At 57.3% G+C, this 15,685-nt stretch carries 17 protein-coding genes; 3 read left to right on the top strand and 14 right to left on the bottom strand.

Annotation, left to right across the window (positions count from 1 at the left end):
- Nucleotides 1-7: 7 nt before the first annotated feature.
- Nucleotides 8-808 carry a sugar phosphate isomerase/epimerase family protein gene (locus tag ACVWYU_RS03915; protein WP_457371956.1) on the bottom strand — a complete coding sequence of 267 codons (801 nt, stop codon included), beginning with the start codon at nucleotides 806-808 and terminating at the stop codon, nucleotides 8-10.
- On the bottom strand, nucleotides 805-1,821 hold the full coding sequence (locus ACVWYU_RS03910) for an LLM class oxidoreductase (RefSeq protein WP_457371955.1): 1,017 nt from the start codon (nucleotides 1,819-1,821) through the stop codon (nucleotides 805-807). Before ACVWYU_RS03910 ends, ACVWYU_RS03915 begins: the two co-directional genes overlap by 4 nt.
- Before the next feature lie 156 nt (nucleotides 1,822-1,977).
- Between ACVWYU_RS03910 and ACVWYU_RS03905 the strand changes: the two genes are divergently transcribed.
- A complete protein-coding gene (locus tag ACVWYU_RS03905; protein WP_457371954.1) occupies nucleotides 1,978-2,859 on the top strand; it encodes a LysR family transcriptional regulator in 882 nt (293 codons plus the stop codon).
- Nucleotides 2,860-2,935: 76 nt separating this feature from the next.
- On the opposite strand, the gene ACVWYU_RS03900 is transcribed toward ACVWYU_RS03905, so the two are convergent.
- Genes ACVWYU_RS03900 through ACVWYU_RS03885 form a run of 4 tightly spaced genes read right to left on the bottom strand, consistent with a single transcriptional unit; the run spans nucleotide 2,936 to nucleotide 5,509 of the window.
- Nucleotides 2,936-3,337 carry a DoxX family protein gene (locus ACVWYU_RS03900; RefSeq protein WP_457371953.1) on the bottom strand — a complete coding sequence of 134 codons (402 nt, stop codon included), beginning with the start codon at nucleotides 3,335-3,337 and terminating at the stop codon, nucleotides 2,936-2,938.
- Nucleotides 3,338-3,353: 16 nt separating this feature from the next.
- On the bottom strand, nucleotides 3,354-4,025 hold the full coding sequence (locus ACVWYU_RS03895; RefSeq protein WP_457371952.1) for an alpha/beta hydrolase: 672 nt from the start codon (nucleotides 4,023-4,025) through the stop codon (nucleotides 3,354-3,356).
- Nucleotides 4,018-4,860 carry a DODA-type extradiol aromatic ring-opening family dioxygenase gene (locus ACVWYU_RS03890; RefSeq protein WP_457371951.1) on the bottom strand — a complete coding sequence of 281 codons (843 nt, stop codon included), beginning with the start codon at nucleotides 4,858-4,860 and terminating at the stop codon, nucleotides 4,018-4,020. Before ACVWYU_RS03890 ends, ACVWYU_RS03895 begins: the two co-directional genes overlap by 8 nt.
- 19 nt (nucleotides 4,861-4,879) lie before the next feature.
- On the bottom strand, nucleotides 4,880-5,509 hold the full coding sequence (locus tag ACVWYU_RS03885; RefSeq protein WP_457371950.1) for an NADPH-dependent F420 reductase: 630 nt from the start codon (nucleotides 5,507-5,509) through the stop codon (nucleotides 4,880-4,882).
- A gap of 109 nt (nucleotides 5,510-5,618) precedes the next feature.
- Between ACVWYU_RS03885 and ACVWYU_RS03880 the strand changes: the two genes are divergently transcribed.
- Nucleotides 5,619-6,518 (top strand): LysR family transcriptional regulator, encoded by a 900-nt coding sequence (locus ACVWYU_RS03880; RefSeq protein WP_457371949.1) that lies wholly within the window; start codon nucleotides 5,619-5,621, stop codon nucleotides 6,516-6,518.
- Between the two features lie 12 nt (nucleotides 6,519-6,530).
- Here ACVWYU_RS03880 and ACVWYU_RS03875 read toward each other — a convergent pair whose 3' ends face one another.
- From ACVWYU_RS03875 to ACVWYU_RS03855, 5 genes are all read right to left on the bottom strand, one after another.
- Entirely contained in the window at nucleotides 6,531-7,484 is a 954-nt protein-coding gene (locus ACVWYU_RS03875; protein WP_457371948.1) for an alpha/beta fold hydrolase, read from the bottom strand.
- A gap of 58 nt (nucleotides 7,485-7,542) precedes the next feature.
- Entirely contained in the window at nucleotides 7,543-8,922 is a 1,380-nt protein-coding gene (locus tag ACVWYU_RS03870) for an MFS transporter (protein ID WP_457371947.1), read from the bottom strand.
- A gap of 90 nt (nucleotides 8,923-9,012) precedes the next feature.
- Complete coding sequence (locus ACVWYU_RS03865; RefSeq protein ID WP_457371946.1) at nucleotides 9,013-9,627, bottom strand: nitroreductase family protein; 615 nt, start codon at nucleotides 9,625-9,627, stop codon at nucleotides 9,013-9,015.
- A 70-nt stretch (nucleotides 9,628-9,697) separates the two neighbouring features.
- On the bottom strand, nucleotides 9,698-10,051 hold the full coding sequence (locus ACVWYU_RS03860) for a putative quinol monooxygenase (RefSeq protein WP_457371945.1): 354 nt from the start codon (nucleotides 10,049-10,051) through the stop codon (nucleotides 9,698-9,700).
- An 82-nt stretch (nucleotides 10,052-10,133) separates the two neighbouring features.
- Complete coding sequence (locus tag ACVWYU_RS03855) at nucleotides 10,134-10,331, bottom strand: tautomerase family protein (protein ID WP_057397893.1); 198 nt, start codon at nucleotides 10,329-10,331, stop codon at nucleotides 10,134-10,136.
- Nucleotides 10,332-10,497: 166 nt separating this feature from the next.
- On the opposite strand from ACVWYU_RS03855, the gene ACVWYU_RS03850 reads away from it, so the two are divergent.
- Complete coding sequence (locus ACVWYU_RS03850) at nucleotides 10,498-11,400, top strand: LysR family transcriptional regulator (protein ID WP_457371944.1); 903 nt, start codon at nucleotides 10,498-10,500, stop codon at nucleotides 11,398-11,400.
- Between the two features lie 25 nt (nucleotides 11,401-11,425).
- Here ACVWYU_RS03850 and ACVWYU_RS03845 read toward each other — a convergent pair whose 3' ends face one another.
- The 3 genes from ACVWYU_RS03845 to ACVWYU_RS03835 are packed head-to-tail and all read right to left on the bottom strand — an operon-like array spanning nucleotide 11,426 to nucleotide 15,651.
- Nucleotides 11,426-12,946 carry an MFS transporter gene (locus tag ACVWYU_RS03845; protein ID WP_457371943.1) on the bottom strand — a complete coding sequence of 507 codons (1,521 nt, stop codon included), beginning with the start codon at nucleotides 12,944-12,946 and terminating at the stop codon, nucleotides 11,426-11,428.
- A 12-nt stretch (nucleotides 12,947-12,958) separates the two neighbouring features.
- Nucleotides 12,959-14,146, bottom strand: coding sequence for an efflux RND transporter periplasmic adaptor subunit (locus tag ACVWYU_RS03840; protein ID WP_457371942.1), 1,188 nt, complete (start codon nucleotides 14,144-14,146; stop codon nucleotides 12,959-12,961).
- The gene (locus tag ACVWYU_RS03835; protein ID WP_457371941.1) at nucleotides 14,143-15,651 is read right to left on the bottom strand and encodes an efflux transporter outer membrane subunit; all 1,509 of its coding nucleotides are present in this window, start codon (nucleotides 15,649-15,651) and stop codon (nucleotides 14,143-14,145) included. Before ACVWYU_RS03835 ends, ACVWYU_RS03840 begins: the two co-directional genes overlap by 4 nt.
- Between the last annotated feature and the right edge of the window lie 34 nt (nucleotides 15,652-15,685).

The following is a 15,685-nucleotide window of genomic DNA, read 5'->3' as shown; positions in this document are numbered from 1 at the left end:
TCCTGGCTCAGCGAGGTGAGTCGGTCAAGACGGCCCACTCAGGGTGGGCGGCCAACCGTTGTTCCATGGACCGGAAGGCGGTGACCGAACGGCGCAGGCTGCCATAGACATCGCCGCCCATGCTTTCCCAGCCAAGCACACCAAACCGCCCGTCAAAGCCGCGCCGTTCGAGCGCGCCCAACAACACGAAGTTGTCCATCTCCCCCTCATCGAGTGGTTCGATGGTTGCCAGGCCACCCCATCCGAGTGGGGAGCGCCGGGTCCCAGCCATATTCACCTGTTTCAGCCAGGGCCACATCGCGTCAAGGCGCTGCTCCAGGGCGTGCTCTTCAGTTGCGTACCAGTGATACCCGTTGAACACGATGTTGAGGCGTGGATGATTAAACTCCTTGCACAGGGCCACCGCCTCGGTGGTCGTCTGCATGCCATAGCGGGCATGTGGGTACAGGCTGATCTCAAGGCCCCGGCGCTCGCAGACTGGCAGCAGGTGCTCGAGCATTTGACGGTCAAAGTTGGTGACTTCGTCTCCGGAATGCAGGGCCAGTTCGATGGTGGTGCAGCCCTCGATGGTCTCGAATATGTTGGTCACAAACGATTCCAGGCCCCTGCGATAGATCAGGTAGACCGCACCCACGTCCAAGCCCCAAGCGGGTTTGACCTGAGCGATCGACTTCAGGTCTTTACTCCAGGCAGACATCGTCAACCCCTGATAGCCGAGTTCGGCGAGCATTTCGCACTGCGCCGCCAGGGGATAGGTCCCCAGGGCCGTCTGAAAAATGAAATCCATATGATGCAAAGGACGTTTCATGAGTGGGTCTGCGCTGTTGATGGTTTGGCGGGTAAGGACGCACTTGGAAAGTGCGGCAAGAGGTATTCGCCCAGCTCGTCGATGACTTCCGAGGCGTGGCGTCGCTGAGGTTTGAAGTGCAGGGCAACGTGACCTACGCCCTGATCCTGTTGAAGTTTCCAGAGTTCGATCAGCGCGTTTCGCCCGGCACGCAGCACGCGCCCCGCCTGGAGGGGATGGTTCGGATCTCGGTCCAGGTCGAACAGAGTGCCGTAGCCATAGGGCTTGTAGACGTTGTCGCTGCAGGCTGCACGCCAGCGCTCGATGACCTGGGGAATCAGGACGGGGTTGGAAATGTAGGAAAGGATGCCGTCACTGTTCGCACCAATCCACTCCAGCGACTGACCAGCCTGGCCAACGATAAGGGTGGGCATACGCGAGCCCACTGGTTTGGGAACGAGGTCAATTTCTCCATTCAACTGGCCATAAAACCGCGACGGGTGCACGGCCCAGTGTGTTTCCGAGGCGGCGCGAATGATTGCCAGTGCGTCACGGAAACGCTCGGCGCGATTACTGAAGTCGAGGCCGAAGGCGGGGTATTCCACTGGCCGATCGCCTGTGGCCAGTCCCAGAATGAATCGTCCTCCAAGCAACTGATCGATACTCGACGCCTGCTTGGCAACGATCAACGGGTCGCGCAGGGGCAGGACAATCCCGGCGGTACCGATGGCTATCTGTCTGGTCACGGCAGCGAGGAAGCCGGCATAGACCAACGGATCGAGGATTTGACCCACGTCACCGAAGTTCGGATCGTAAAAGGGCACGTCCCGCAACCAAATGGCGGAAAACCCGGCTTCGTCAACCTTATGAGCTAATTGCGCGTGATCCTGCAGGGTTGGGCCGGGGCTACCGGGATAGCTTTCCAGTGGCGCGATAAAACCGAATGTCAAATGGCCGGGCTGGAAAACGCGGGCGAAGCCGGGGTGTTGTTTGAGCTCCGGCGCAAGTTCATGAGTGGAAGGCATCGAAGTCATTCGAGGTCGCTCGTGTAGTCAGATGACGGTAACTTCTCGTGAGACAGAGAGGGGCAAGTCACAATGGCGGTGACTATAAGTTGTATGATTGGAAAGAAAAACAGGATGAAATTCCGAACATTTGCGAATTAAACGCTCGAATAGATTGAGGTGGCCATGGATCATTTTGGAGCGCTCGGCGCGTTCGTTCATGCCGCGCAAACCCGAAGCTTTACCGAAGCTGGACGCAGAACCGGTGTGTCTTCATCTGCCGTTGGCAAGGCGATTGCGCGACTGGAGGAAGAACTGGGTGTAAGGCTGTTTCACCGGTCCACGCGGGCGATCACCCTGACGTCCGAGGGCAGCCTGTTTCTGGAACGCTGCAATCGAATTTTTGCGGAGTATGAAGTTGCCAAGCGGGAACTCACCCAGGCTGCCGGCAGACCCCAGGGGAAGTTGCGCCTCGGGTTACCACAGCTAGGGATGAGGTTGATGCCTCACTTGATTGCGTTTCAGCAGGCGTATCCCGAAGTGGAGTTGGACCTGGAGTTCAGTGATCGACTGGTCAACGTCATCGAGGAGGGCTTTGATGCCGTGATGCGTATCGGTGATGTTGAAGACTCACGGCTGATGATGCGCAAGCTCAATGGCTACAGTCATCGTCTGGTCGCATCGCCACACTACCTTTCACACCGGGGTGTACCTTTACGGCCATCGGAACTGTCCAGCCATTCATGTCTGCGTTACCGATTTCCCACCAGCGGTAAACTTGACCCTTGGCCAATGGTGACAAAAAAGGGGCAGACCAGTGTTGAACTGGGGCAATCAGCTACCGCCAACGCAATTGAACCGTTGATGGCAATGGCTGAGGCCGGTCTGGGAATCGCCTGTCTTCCAGATTTTTTCGTCGAGGGCGCCATTGCTGAAGGACGATTGGTGCCGGTACTGGATCGCTACGTTCGCGACCACCGCACGTTCAGCATTCTCTGGCCATCGAGTCGCCATCCGTTGCCCAAGATAAAGGCGTTCGTGAGCTTCATGACATCGCGCCTGACGTAATGACTTACGGCTGAGCTCGAACGCAAACCACCGACGCTCCGGGGCGGGGCGTCGGTGGATTTTGAGCCAGCAGTAACTATGCGTTGCTGGATGCTTTTGTCGCCATGGCGCCGTCACCCAACAACGCGACGACCAGTGCTGTTACTGCCAGGTAGATTGGATATTCCCAGCCGCCATGGGCGTTGGTGAAGCTCCAGCCATTGCCGAAGTGGACGGTCGCGGCCACCAACAGTTGAACCACCGCCAGAGCGGCCACCCAGCGCGCATAGACGCCCAGTACCAGCATCAAGCCGCCGATGACTTCAAAGGCCATGACCGGGTATGCCAGGAAGCCCGGGAAACCGATGGATTCAAAAAAGCCTGCAGTGCCTGCCGGGGTGAACACAAGCACTTTGGTCAGGCCGTGAGCAATGAACATGATGCCCAGGGCCAGGCGCATAACAAGTGCAGCATAAGGAGCGGTGCGTGAGTCGATCATTGTGTGGTTCCTTTATTTACTTGGAGAGTGACAGCGTGTGGTTCAGCCATTGCGAAAAATCCGCCAGTTCTTCAGCGACTATCTCGTGGGCCATGTCGTAGAAGTGCGTTTCATGGACAACGCCGATTCGATCCAGCCAGGCGTCTGCTTCTTTCGCCCAGGCCACAGGCAGGACGTTGTCCTGCTGCCCATGGGCAATGAACGCGCGGACGGACTTGAGGCGATCTGCAGAGGCGATCCGAGGGTCAAGTTCACGCAGCATTCGGCCGCTCAAAATGGCGAAACCGGCAACCTGTTCAGGCTCGGTGAGCCCAAGGCTTGCGCTCATGATGCCGCCCTGGCTGAAGCCTGCGATTACGGTCGGCAGCTTGGGCAGTGTTTCGATGAAACGCCGCAGCAGTTGGCGGCTGGACTCCGCTTGCTCTTGATTGAACGAAGGGCCGTTGCTGGTGAAGTTCACCTGGTACCAGGCGTAGCCCTGGGGGCCGACTTGCAGCGGACCGCGCAACAGAATCACCTCCAGCTCTTCAGGTAACCACGCGGCCAATGAGGCGAGATTCGATTCGTTTGAGCCGACACCATGCAGCAAAAGCAGGCGGCCCTTGGGTGCCGAAGTACGGCTCCCTTTGCGAAAAAACAGGCCCGTTTGCGGCTCGCGGGCAGCTTCAGAAAAAGTCATGTCACCCATGGTCTGTCATGCCTTGCTTGAATTGAATGGATTCAGAACCATTCTTGTGGTTCGAGGAAAACAGGTAGCTGTCCATCGACAGCACCCCGTAGCTCACGCCGCCGTCCAGGACACGCGTTTGGTAGTGTTCTCCGGCAGCACCCAGGGCGATCAGCAACGGTAAAAAATGCTCGTCAGTCGGGTGGGCACGTTCGGCAGAAGGGGCGTGCTGCCTGTAGTCCAGCAGTAAATCGGTGTTCCCTGCCTTTAGGGTTTGGGCTGTCCAGGCAGCAAATTCCTTGACGTAGTCTGCCCCGTGGCTGGAAGCCCCCCGAAACTCATACAAGTTATGGGTCAAGCTTCCTGAAGCCACGATCAGCACATTCATATCGCGCAGTGGCGCAAGGGCTTTGCCCAGATTCCAGGCTTGGTGGGTGTCGAGGCCGGCAGGCATCGATACCTGAACGACAGGTATGTCGGCCTCAGGGGCCAGATACAGCAGAGGCACCCAGGCGCCGTGGTCAAGACCTCGACGGGCGTCAAGCCGGGACCTCCATCCCGCATTCTGCAGCAACCTCACGATATGAGCGGCGAGGGCCGGAGCGCCCGGCGCCGGGTAGTGCAATTGGTACAAGGCGTCGGGAAATCCACCGAAATCGTGAATGGTTTCAGGGGCGGTGCTCGCCGTAACGCTGACTTCGCCACGGGTCATCCAGTGCGGGGAGAGGATGACGATGGCATCAGGCCGCGGCAGTTCACGACCGAGTTCGGCCAGGCGTGGACCCGCCAGACCCGGCTCGATGGCGAACATCGGAGCACCATGGGACACAAACAACAGGGGGAACGAAGTGTTCATGGTGAATGCTCCTCTCGTATTACTTGTTAAGCCAGGCAGGGGCGATGGAAGTGCCCAAGCCAGCGCCGTACCCGAGGTAGATATTCAGACCTGCCAATGGCTCCAGGTAACGGGCGTTGATCAGCCCGCCTGCGTCCACTGTGTTCCAGCCCAAGCTGTGTGCCAGGGCGGTCGCGGTCTGCTTGGCGCGCTCGCTGTCGCTGGCAACAAACACGCAGCCCCGTTGGTCATTGGCGAACGTCGGACCATCGGCAAGCACTTGGGCGAACAGCGTGTTAAACGCTTTGACGACTTGGGCTTGAGGCACTGCTTTAGCAATTTCTTCGCCAGCGCTGGTCACGTGACCGAGAGTCAGCGACATATAGTCGGTACTCAATGGGTTGGTGATGTCGATGACTACTTTGCCCCTCAGATCACCCAGGCTTTGCAGTGCTTCGCCGGCATCTTCATACGCTGTTGCAACAACGACGATGTCGCTATCACCCAGTGCTTCTGTAGCCGTATAAGCGCTGACATTGTCAAACTGAGCGGCCAGAGTTTTGGCCTTGCCGATGTCGCGGCCGGTGATCCGAACGATATGGCCGACACTGGACAACTGTTTCGCGAAGGCCGCCCCCATATTGCCGGTACCCACTACTGTAATTTTCATCGCGACCTCATTTAGGTTGATGTGCAGCTCGATGGGCTCAGTTTATAGGTTGTGATATTGAGATAAATAAGGCCAAATGCGATTAACCGTTCCACTAACCGAGACAATAATGGACAGAGCGTTGGAGATGCAGGTCTTCTGCACCGTGGTCGACAAAGGCAGTTTTGTCGGGGCGGCCGAACCCCTGGGCATGTCGAAGGCGGCCATCTCACGCTACGTGAGCGGCCTTGAAGAACGACTCGGTGTGCGGCTTCTGCAGCGCACGACACGACGACTTTCTATGACGGAGGAGGGGCGCCAGTTTTACCACCAGGCACGTGAAGTCCTTGCGCTCATGGATCAGGCCGAAGAGGCCGTATCGGCCATCGCACCGGAACCCAGTGGCGTATTGAGGGTGAATGCACCGGTCAGTTTCGGTGTGCTGCACTTGGCGCCACTGTGGGGCGACTTCATGAAGGCCTACCCCAACATCGAGTTGGACATCAGTCTGAACGACCGATTGGTGGATCTGGTTGAAGAGGGCTTCGACGCCGCTGTTCGTATTGCGCGCATGGAAAGCTCTTCCTTGATCGGGCGCCGACTGGCGGGCACGCGGATGTGCCTGTGCGCTTCACCCGACTATTTGGCGAGCCATGCACAAGTGCGCACCCTGGCTGACCTGGCAGAGCACGGAGTGATTGCGTATACCAACTTCGCGAGCGGCAATGAATGGCAGTTCACCGGCCCTGATGGCAACGAAACCGTGCGCACCCGCTCGATTGTTCGCTGCAACAATGGCGATACCTGTCGCAGTATTGCCTTGGCGGGGGGCGGCATTGCCTTGCAGCCCAGCTTCATGGTGGCCGAGGATTTGCGGGCGGGAGTCCTGGTAGAGATCCTGCCCGAGTACCAGTCCGTCGAACTGGGTATCTACGTGGTCTATCCCACCCGCAAGCACTTGGCGACCAAGGTCCGTGTGCTGATCAATTTTCTGGCTGAGCGATTTGCCCACCCTCAATGGGAACAGTAGTGGGACAGGCGTTTACTGCTTATCCAGAAAGCCTCGCAGGTCGGCCGCGAATTTTTCCGGATTCTTCAACGCCAGGAAGTGATCGCCCTGTTCCGCCTTGGTGTACACATGCAGCGCAGATCCCGCGACGACCGAATTCATCCAGCGCTGGCTGTCCAGCCAGTCGCTGTATTCGCCGGTGAAAATGGCGGTTGGAACATCAATCTTTGTCTGGATGACATCCCGCCAATCGTTGGTGACGTGATCGAACAGCACGCCCTGCATAAACGCCATGTCATCCTTCACAACCGCCTGAGTCAGGCTTATTGCGTTGTGAAACCAGGGTGAGTCCAGGGCAATGGCCCGTTCCAGCACCCTCGTCGCGCTGATCAATTGATTGGTGGGCGCTCCTTTGGCGTAGGAGGCAATCATGCGCTCTGGCGAAGTGGTAAACGCCCCGGCTTGCAGTCGCTCCTGCTCCGTCCAGTCTTCATGACAATAAACCGAGGGCGCCTGGTCAATGATGCTCAGCGTGCGCATGCCTTGTGTACCGAACAGGTCGATAGAGGCCCACAGGATCGCCGCGCCCATCGACCAGCCGCAGTAATCGGCCTGGGACACGCCCAGGTGATCCGCAAACTGTTTCACGTCCATGGCATATCGGGAAATCCGGTTGCCAAAGGCGACCTTTTCGGAGAGTCCTTGGTTTCTGACATCCAGCACGTACACGTGATAGTGCTGGCTGAGGATGTGTATGAGGTGGAAATACAATGCGCCGTTGGCTGACCACCCCGGAATGAAAATCAGCGGCGTGCCCGCACCGGCTTCCCAATAGGCGAGGTTGACCCCGTCGCTGGTGACAAAGCTGTTGAGTTTCAGGCCATCAAAGTCAGAAACCCGAACCGGTTGACCAGGGATTTCATGGGGAAAGTGAAAGTCTTCGCCGAGCAATGAGAGCAACGATTGATTGTTCAGTGGGTATTTCAAAGTGCAATCCCATCCAGTTGAATAAATGACATAGTTGAGTCAGGGCGTGATGGGGCATTCATGCCGGTATTTTTTGACGCCGGCCGGACGCTGCATACAGGTTGACCGCGATGCAAATTGCCAGGACCAGCGCCGAAAACAGCATCGCGCTGGATAGCCCGGCAGAAAATGCGGCTTTATCCGTATGAGCGATCATCGTGCCGAAGACAGCGACACCTATCACCCCGCCCAATTGCCGGGCGGAAGCCATCAGGCCGGAGGCGATGCCCGCGTCATGCTGTGTGACCGATGACAGCATCGAGTTGGTGATGAAGGGTACTGACATGGCGCTGCCAATTCCCACCAGCATCAACGCACCATTGAGCAACCAGAGCGAGCTATTGGAAGTGGTTTGCGACAGCGCGATGAACCCGACAATCTGAACCGTGAAACCCGTCGTGATAATACGAATGGCACTGAACCGCCGAGCGAACCTTGATGAGAGCATCGTGGAAAGTGTCAGCACCGCCGTCAGCGGAATAAACGACAACCCCGTTTTGAATGCGTCGTAGTGCAGGAAGGCTTGAAAGTAGATGCTGAAAACGAAGACCGTCCCATAGAACGTCAAATTGATCGCAGCGCCGGCGAGCGCCATGCTCCCCAACACTTTGTTCTTCGCCAGGTGAGCGGGCAGCATCGGATGCTTTACTCGACGCTCGATCAGAACAAATGCCGCCGCACAAATCGCGGCAATGGCCATCGCGGTGAGTGTTTCGCTTGCCCAGCCTTTGGCGCTGGATTCGGTCAAGCCATAGGTCAGTGACGCCAGGCAAATCGCAATACTGATTTGCCCCGGAATATCGACGTGCTTATCAACCCTAGGGGAGGCGGGGGCGTAGCGCAGGATCAACCCGACCGCCAGCAGGCCGATCGGAATGTTCAGCAGAAAGACGCTTCGCCATCCGAAGTACTCGATCATCAGTCCACCGATCACGGGGCCGGCGGCCAAGGCGATCCCCCCACAGGCGCCCCAGAGCGCAACAGCAGCGCGACGTGTATCGGGGTCATGAAATGACACGCGAATCAGGGTTAGTGATGTAGGTATCAGGAAGGCCGCGCCGATGCCCTGCATGATGCGCATGGCGATCAGCAGGGTCATGCTGCCTGCCAGACCACAGCCAATGGAGGCGAGCGTAAAGAGAGTGAAGCCCGCTGCAAAGACGGATTTTGCCCCCCACTTGTCGCCCCAGGCGCCACCCAGGATAAGCAAGGCAGAAAAAGGCAGCGCGTAGCTGTTAATGACCCACTGCAGGCCTGTGAGGTCGGTGCCGAACGCGCTCTTGAGGGCGCCCAGGCCGACGTTAACGACGCTGACGTCGAGTTGAACGACAAGGAATCCCAAACAGGCGGCAATCAAAATCGCACGTAGCGAAGCGGGTGAAATGGGATTTGCAGTCACTGGTTTACAGTCCAGGCATGTTGTAGTCGCAAGTCGATCAGCAACGGCCAGCGCAGCCAGGGAATGCCTGGCTCTCGCTGGCAGCATTGCTTACACGAACTGCAGAACGTCGTTGACAGCTTTACGAGGCTTTTGTGGCCAGTTGGCCGAGCCAGGGTAGCCAACGGTGATCAACATCACCGGGATCTCCGTCGCGGAAAGACCGAACGCTTGTGCCACTGCCGATTGGTCGAACCCGATCATGGGCGTCGAAACAAGGCCTTGTCCTTTGGCGGCGAGCATCAGGGTCATGGCGGCTAGCGAGCCCGAGCGGATTGCCTCGTCGCGTTGCAGCTGCGGGTTTTGCTGGTACATGCCTTGAGCGGCGCCCAACCACATGTCGTAGATCGACTGGTCAATAATGCCGGCGTCCAACGTCGGTTTCAGGGCTGAAGGCAGGGTCTCATGGGGATTGAGGGTGCCACAGACAATGAAGGTCACGGCGGCGTCCATGACTTTTTGTTGGCCGTAGGCCAGCGGCAGCAAACGTGCCTTGGCTTCACTGCTGCGAACAGCCAGGAACTTCCAGTTTTGGAGGTTGAAAGCCGAAGGGGCGTGCGTAGCCAGATCGATCAGGTCGCTGACCTGTTGGTCGGTCAACTCACGTTCCGTGTCGTAGCTGTTGGCGGAAATTCGGGACTTAATAACTTCAGCAATACCGGACATGGTGGTCTCTGTGCAGGGTGGGAGTGTGCGCAGCCACGGCGGTTACCGTCGGCGTGCGCAGTCAATGGAGTTATCGACTGAAGCCGTCGAAAGGGGTCATGTAGACCGCGCCGAACGGATCCAGGCGTTTGCGCACTTCAGCATCCGGCGTGCCGTAGACCACCAGACTGGTGATGGTGCACAACTCAAGGAAACGTTTGCCGAAGGGTGCGAAGGTGGTGTCTACGTGACTGACGATGGCGTCGGCGTTATAGCGTTCAAGGATGTGAACCGTGCTGTTGTCTTCGTTGACGCTGTATTCGTAAACCAGCGTGCCGGGCTCCGTGCGGGTGGCGGCCACAATGTTCGAGATCAGTGCCTTGAACTCTGGAAACGATTCGGGTTTTACAGCGAGGGAGAACAGACAGGAAATATATGAGTGCATGGTTAGCCCTTGCGTCAGAGGCTTGATATAGCCCGTTGAGGATGCATCACTGGCCAAGCCGATGCATTCGATACTGATGGGGTCAGGATTTCTCGGGCGCGTCCCCGAACAGCTTGCCGGCGCCAGCCCAATCCGAAGCCGCCACGTCCTCGAAAATAACGTAGATGTAATTGGCATCCGTACCGGTGTGCTTAACGATGCTTTCGGTGATGTCGGCGGCAACAGCAGCTTTTTGCGCGTGTTCTTTACCTTCGAACCAGCTCACACGTACGACGGGCATGATGATGTCCTTTTTGGGCATTGATGATCGGGAGGAGGTGCGCTACGTGCGATTACGAACTGCACCGTTGCATTGCTGGGGCTCATCTTACTGTTGCGGCTGCTGGCGATAAATGGCCTAAAACTATAATCTGGGTAGATCAAAACTCTACAATTGGCGGGTCGGCATGGTCCCTATCGAATCGTTTCAAGGCGTCATCACCTTCGTCGTGGCGGCGCGTTCGATCAGCTTCACTCAGGCTGCCGAGCGCCTCGGGGTGTCAAAATCCGCTGTTGGCAAAGCCATTGCGCGCTTGGAAGAACGCTTGGGCACACAGTTGTTTCATCGCACGACGCGGCGCATTTCCCTGACCGCGGATGGTGAGGCCTATTTCGTTGCGTGTTCTTCCGCCCTTGAAGAAATCGGTGCCGCAGAGAGTGGATTGGGGCCCGGTGGTGGCGAGCCCTCCGGACGCCTGCGAGTCGACATTCCTGTGGCATTCGGGCGTCGGGTCGTGGCCCCATTGCTGTTCGAGATCGCCAACAAGTACCCGGCTTTGCAACTGAGCCTGACATTCTCCGATCACCTGGTTGACCCCTTCGAGGAAGGCATCGATTTACTGGTTCGCTTTGGAGAACTACAGGACACCAGCGGTCTGGTAGCGCGGCGACTGACCCGACAACGCTGGGTCATTTGTGCCTCCCCTGACTATCTGATGCGCTTTGGCGTCCCGCAGACCCTGGAAGACCTGAGCCACCACCGTTGCATTGTCGGGCATCGACGCGGCCAGCCGCTGTCGTGGCGGGTCATGCAGGCAGGGCAGACCGTACGTTACGCGCCACCTTTGACCCATCAGATTGGCGATGGGGAAGCCATGATTCTCGCGGCGGTCGCTGGCGCCGGTTTGTGTCAGATGCCACGCAGCCTGTTCCAGGAGGAGATCCAGACGGGCAGGCTGGTGGAGGTTCTGCAAGGGTATGAACCCGAAGCTGTCGATGTGCATGCCGTGTGGCCGAAGGTGTCTCACCTGCGACCGAAGGTCAGGTATGTGGTCGATGAGTTGGTCAGGCTCTGTGAGCTTTGGCAGTGATGCAGTCTAATAAGCGGAAAAGGCCTCACTTGAAGGTTTTCTGAGTGATAGAAATGACAAGCGCAACACTGGCGACAATGATGACCGCCCAGAAGTACTCCATGCTCGCGACCAGGGTTGATTGTTGGTGCAAGGATTGGGCAATTGTCGCTACCGAAATCTGACTGGCTGGCCCTGCTCCTACAGAGGGTGTCAGTGCCTGAGTGAGCGAATGAATCTGGTCCAGATAGAGCGGGTCGCCAGAGCTGAAGTGAGTATTGAGGTTGTTGTATTGCAGCGTGGTACGCCATTGCAGGAACAAGGTGGCGACGGTTGTACCCAGTGCCATGGCGATCTGAGCCAGCATACTTTTGATCTGATAAGCGTGGGCGAATAGCGTGTCGTGGTGTGTCACATCGCGAAATGTCTGCATGGCCGCCGTGGCGAGCACCAGCATCACGAAACAGCCGTTAAGCACCAGTGCAGGCAAGATGTTTGACCACATGTTCGCGTCAGGCGTAAGGGAGGAGGACAACCAACCGAAGCCTATCAACGCTGCGAACCCGGCCACGAAGAACTTCTTTGGCGCAGGGAATTTGGGAATAACGACGGACATGATGCCCCAGGTGATCAACGCTCCCGCCAGGCCGAAAGCCTGAAAGGTACCGATTGTGTCCCACGAGTAGCCGAGTCCGGTCTGCAGAAAGTACGGCAAGATGTAGTTGTTGCCGCCCAGTACTATGTAGGTGAAGCAGAAGAGGGCCACCCCTAACATGTAGCGGTGTTGCATCAGGTCCTTAACCTTGAGAAACGGTTCATGTTTACCGTGTTCGGTGTGAAAAAAGATGTAGATGCCCAGAGCAGCCAGCAGCGCAAAGGCGATGATAATGAATGACTCGTTGTAAAAGTCGTAGTAGGAGCGTTGCAGAACATAAAGCAGGAAAAAACTGCTGACCGATAACAAGAGGATATTGGCCGGGCTGGAGGGCGTTCTTTCATCTTCCGGAGCGAGGGTGTTGGGCAAAAAACGCGTGCACAGAAAAGCGGCTAGCAATGCGCCTGCGGCCAATATCGCGAAAATGGCGTGCCAGGTATCTTCAACCACCACAAGTGACGAAAGAAATGGCGCCGAAGCCGTACCGCCCGCCAGACCGGTCGCAAACACCTTGACCCCGGCAAAACGGCCAGGGCCGGGCGGGAGCAGATTGACCATCAAGCGCGCGGATGTCATGAACGACGCTCCACCCAATGCCATGATGACCCGGCCGACTGTAAAGGTACTCAAATCAGTCCCCACGCCACACACGAAAGCGCCCACGATGTAGATGCTGATTGAACCCAGCATGAAGTTACGCCAGCCCAGTCGTTCGACCAGCCAGCGCTGCTTGGAAATCACCACAACGGCGATGCACGCATACAGCGCGGCGACAAGCGTGAACTCTTCGGGACTGGCGTCGATTTCTCCGCGGATTGGCGCCGAGGCGAATGCAATCATGCCTGCCTGCAAGTATTCCAACGCGCATAACAGTCCCACTGTCAGCAATAAGGCGGCATTCTTTCTGTACATGGTCAGGCCCCGTTACAGATTCATATCTTTGGAGGCAGGACGATCTGCGTTAGCACTGATCACTTGCTCGACGATGTCGTTGGCATCTTTAAGCTCATTGTCAAAAATATCAGTGCTGTAGGCAGGTTGCGGCGGTGTTCGAGTGTTAAGAACAGGGCCGCTGGTGTCAGAGGTGTCCACCGAAACTCGCATGGACAACCCGAGGCGAAGCGGGTTTTGTGCAACCTCTTCAGGTTGAAGTGCAATGCGCACAGGTACGCGCTGAGTGACTTTGATCCAGTTGCCTGTAGCATTTTGTGCCGGCATCAGAGAGAACGCGCTTCCGGTGCCCGCGTCCAGCCCGACGACCGTTCCGTGGAAATCCACACGACGGCTGTAGGCATCGGCACTGAGGTGGACGGATTGCCCTATACGCAAATGTTCGAGTTGAGATTCCTTGAAGTTGGCGTTCACCCACACCTGATCCATGGGAACAACCGACATGAGCGCCACGCCCGGACTGATCCGCTGACCAACTTGCACACTGCGTTTGGTCACGATGCCTGAGGTAGGGGAGTAGACCTGCGTGCGGTGCAGTGAGATGTATGCATCACGCAGATTGCTTGCAGCAACGAGAACATCAGGGTGGGTTCGAAGCGTCGTGTTGTCCACCATGGCCAGGCGAACTGCCAAGGCATGCCGAGTACCTTCCAGGCCCGCCACGGCATTTTTGAGAACCTCTTCGGCATGGCTGATCTCCTCACGGGAAACGGCGCCACTGGAGGCAAGCTGATTGCGGCGGCGTACATCATCCTGTGCCTTGCGCACGTCGTTTTGTCGTTGGTTGACCTCGGCCTGCAACTGCTGCACTTGATAATACTGAGTGCGTGCCTGGCGAACAGCCCGGGCCAGGTTGGATTTCGCGCGCTCATATTGGATCTCGGCATCCACGGCATTGAGTGTGACAAGCGGCGAGTTAGTATCGACGTGATCCGTATTGTCGACATTGATCACCGTCACCGTACCGCTGACCTGCGACGTCACTTGAACGATGTTGCCGTCCACATAGGCGTCGTCGGTGGTTTCTGTTCCCTGTTTCAGGACGTACCAGCCCCCCAGCGCTACCACTAACAGCGCGATGACGAGAATCAAAAGAAGTCGAGGCCAGACAGGGGCTTTTCGGGTGACGGGTTCAGTAACGGGCGAAGTATTGGACGTCATGATTTATCGGCTACGGTAGAGTTTGCATTGGCGGTCATGGGCAGTTCCGGGCGGTACCCACCACCCAAAGCCCGGCTCAAGTTGGCTTGCAAGGAAAGTGCTCTGGATTGCAGGTCGACCAACTGGCGTTTTTCAACGAGCGTTGCGTTCTGCGTTGCCAAGACTTGCAGATAGGTAGCCAGTCCCGCGGCATAGCGCTTGTCAACGAGATCTGCGGCGGCCACGGCGGTCGCCACGGCCTCGTTTTGTTGGGCAAGGCGTTCCTTCAACCAGCGCAGCGAAGACAATTGATCGGCGATGTCACGCAGCGCATCGATGACCGTCTGGTTGTAGTTTTCAACAGCGAGATCGTAGGCCGCGTCCTGAGCATCCAGGTTGCCGCGCAAGCGGCCGCCTTCGAAAATGGGCAGACTGATCGCCGGCGCGACGCCCAAAATGCGACTGCTGCGATCGTTGAATGTGTCAAAAGCCAAACTCTGCAATCCAATGAAAGCAGTCAGGTTCACATCCGGGTAGAAGCGTGCCTTGGCCACATCAATCTCATGACCGGAGGCTTCCACACGCCAGCGTTGAGCCACAACATCCGGGCGGTGGCCGATCAGCTCAGCCGGGATATTCGATGGCATCACGACCGAGTCACTTGATTCCATGTGAGGTCGGGTGATTGTGCGACCACGGTCAGGCCCTTTACCCAGCAATGAGGCGAGCTTGTTTTGATTGAGTTCGATGGACTCCTTCAGCGCTGCGATATTGGCTCTGCTGGCAGGTAAGGCTGCCTGAGACTGCTTGATGTCGATTTCCGTACCGAGCTCGGCGACGAAACGCTTTTTGGTGAGTTCCTCAATCTGCTCTTGTTGGTTGAGCAGGGCCTGCGCAACGTCGATTTGTTCATAGACATTTTGCAAGGTGATATAGGTTTGTACGATGGACGAGGAGAGAATGAGAGACGCGGCGCGCTCATCGACTTCCAATGCCTTTCGCCTGCCCACGGCCGCCTCGACTGAAGATCGGTTCTTCCCCCAGAAATCCAACTCATATCCGATATTCAAGGTCCCTTGGTGAACGTTCTGCCATGTGCCCTTGGCGGGCGCAGGGGTCGTACCATTGGAGCTGAACCGCTCGCGGGTAACGCTCATGGACGCACTGACGTCAGGGAATAACTGGGCACCCTGTATCGCTTCCAGTGCGCTGGCCTGGTGGACGCGCGCAGCGGCGGAACGGAGGTTAGGGTTGTTGGCCAGGGCTTCATGTATCAACTCGTCAAGTTGCGGATCCTTGAAACTGCTCCACCAGTTCTCGGCCGGCCACGAAGCCTCCGAGAGCTTGATTCCGCTGTTGGCTAGCGTCTCGTTGACCTCGGAAGGCTGCAACATGTGTGATAGGGGTTTCAGATCGCTGAATGTACATCCAGCAAGCATCACCAGCACCAACGCTAACGATGCGTTCCTGCCTGATGTCGTGAAGGGCGGCCTGTCCTTTGCCCCCTGAGTAGATGGAGTTTTCATTAACGATTTCTCTGAAGCCTGCGGTGAAAATGAA

The sequence above is a fragment of the Pseudomonas sp. TE12234 genome, assembly GCF_054061835.1.
The sequence above is the reverse complement of the archived record's forward strand: the minus strand, read 5'-3'. Positions and strand labels throughout refer to the sequence as shown.

Coding starts and splice junctions, on each gene's coding strand:
- ACVWYU_RS03915 (WP_457371956.1), bottom strand. CDS start 808: ATGAAACGTCCTTTGCATCATATGGATTTCATTTTTCAGACGGCCCTG.
- ACVWYU_RS03910 (WP_457371955.1), bottom strand. CDS start 1,821: ATGACTTCGATGCCTTCCACTCATGAACTTGCGCCGGAGCTCAAACAA.
- ACVWYU_RS03905 (WP_457371954.1), top strand. CDS start 1,978: ATGGATCATTTTGGAGCGCTCGGCGCGTTCGTTCATGCCGCGCAAACC.
- ACVWYU_RS03900 (WP_457371953.1), bottom strand. CDS start 3,337: ATGATCGACTCACGCACCGCTCCTTATGCTGCACTTGTTATGCGCCTG.
- ACVWYU_RS03895 (WP_457371952.1), bottom strand. CDS start 4,025: ATGGGTGACATGACTTTTTCTGAAGCTGCCCGCGAGCCGCAAACGGGC.
- ACVWYU_RS03890 (WP_457371951.1), bottom strand. CDS start 4,860: ATGAACACTTCGTTCCCCCTGTTGTTTGTGTCCCATGGTGCTCCGATG.
- ACVWYU_RS03885 (WP_457371950.1), bottom strand. CDS start 5,509: ATGAAAATTACAGTAGTGGGTACCGGCAATATGGGGGCGGCCTTCGCG.
- ACVWYU_RS03880 (WP_457371949.1), top strand. CDS start 5,619: ATGGACAGAGCGTTGGAGATGCAGGTCTTCTGCACCGTGGTCGACAAA.
- ACVWYU_RS03865 (WP_457371946.1), bottom strand. CDS start 9,627: ATGTCCGGTATTGCTGAAGTTATTAAGTCCCGAATTTCCGCCAACAGC.
- ACVWYU_RS03860 (WP_457371945.1), bottom strand. CDS start 10,051: ATGCACTCATATATTTCCTGTCTGTTCTCCCTCGCTGTAAAACCCGAA.
- ACVWYU_RS03855 (WP_057397893.1), bottom strand. CDS start 10,331: ATGCCCGTCGTACGTGTGAGCTGGTTCGAAGGTAAAGAACACGCGCAA.
- ACVWYU_RS03850 (WP_457371944.1), top strand. CDS start 10,498: ATGGTCCCTATCGAATCGTTTCAAGGCGTCATCACCTTCGTCGTGGCG.
- ACVWYU_RS03845 (WP_457371943.1), bottom strand. CDS start 12,946: ATGTACAGAAAGAATGCCGCCTTATTGCTGACAGTGGGACTGTTATGC.
- ACVWYU_RS03840 (WP_457371942.1), bottom strand. CDS start 14,146: ATGACGTCCAATACTTCGCCCGTTACTGAACCCGTCACCCGAAAAGCC.
- ACVWYU_RS03835 (WP_457371941.1), bottom strand. CDS start 15,651: ATGAAAACTCCATCTACTCAGGGGGCAAAGGACAGGCCGCCCTTCACG.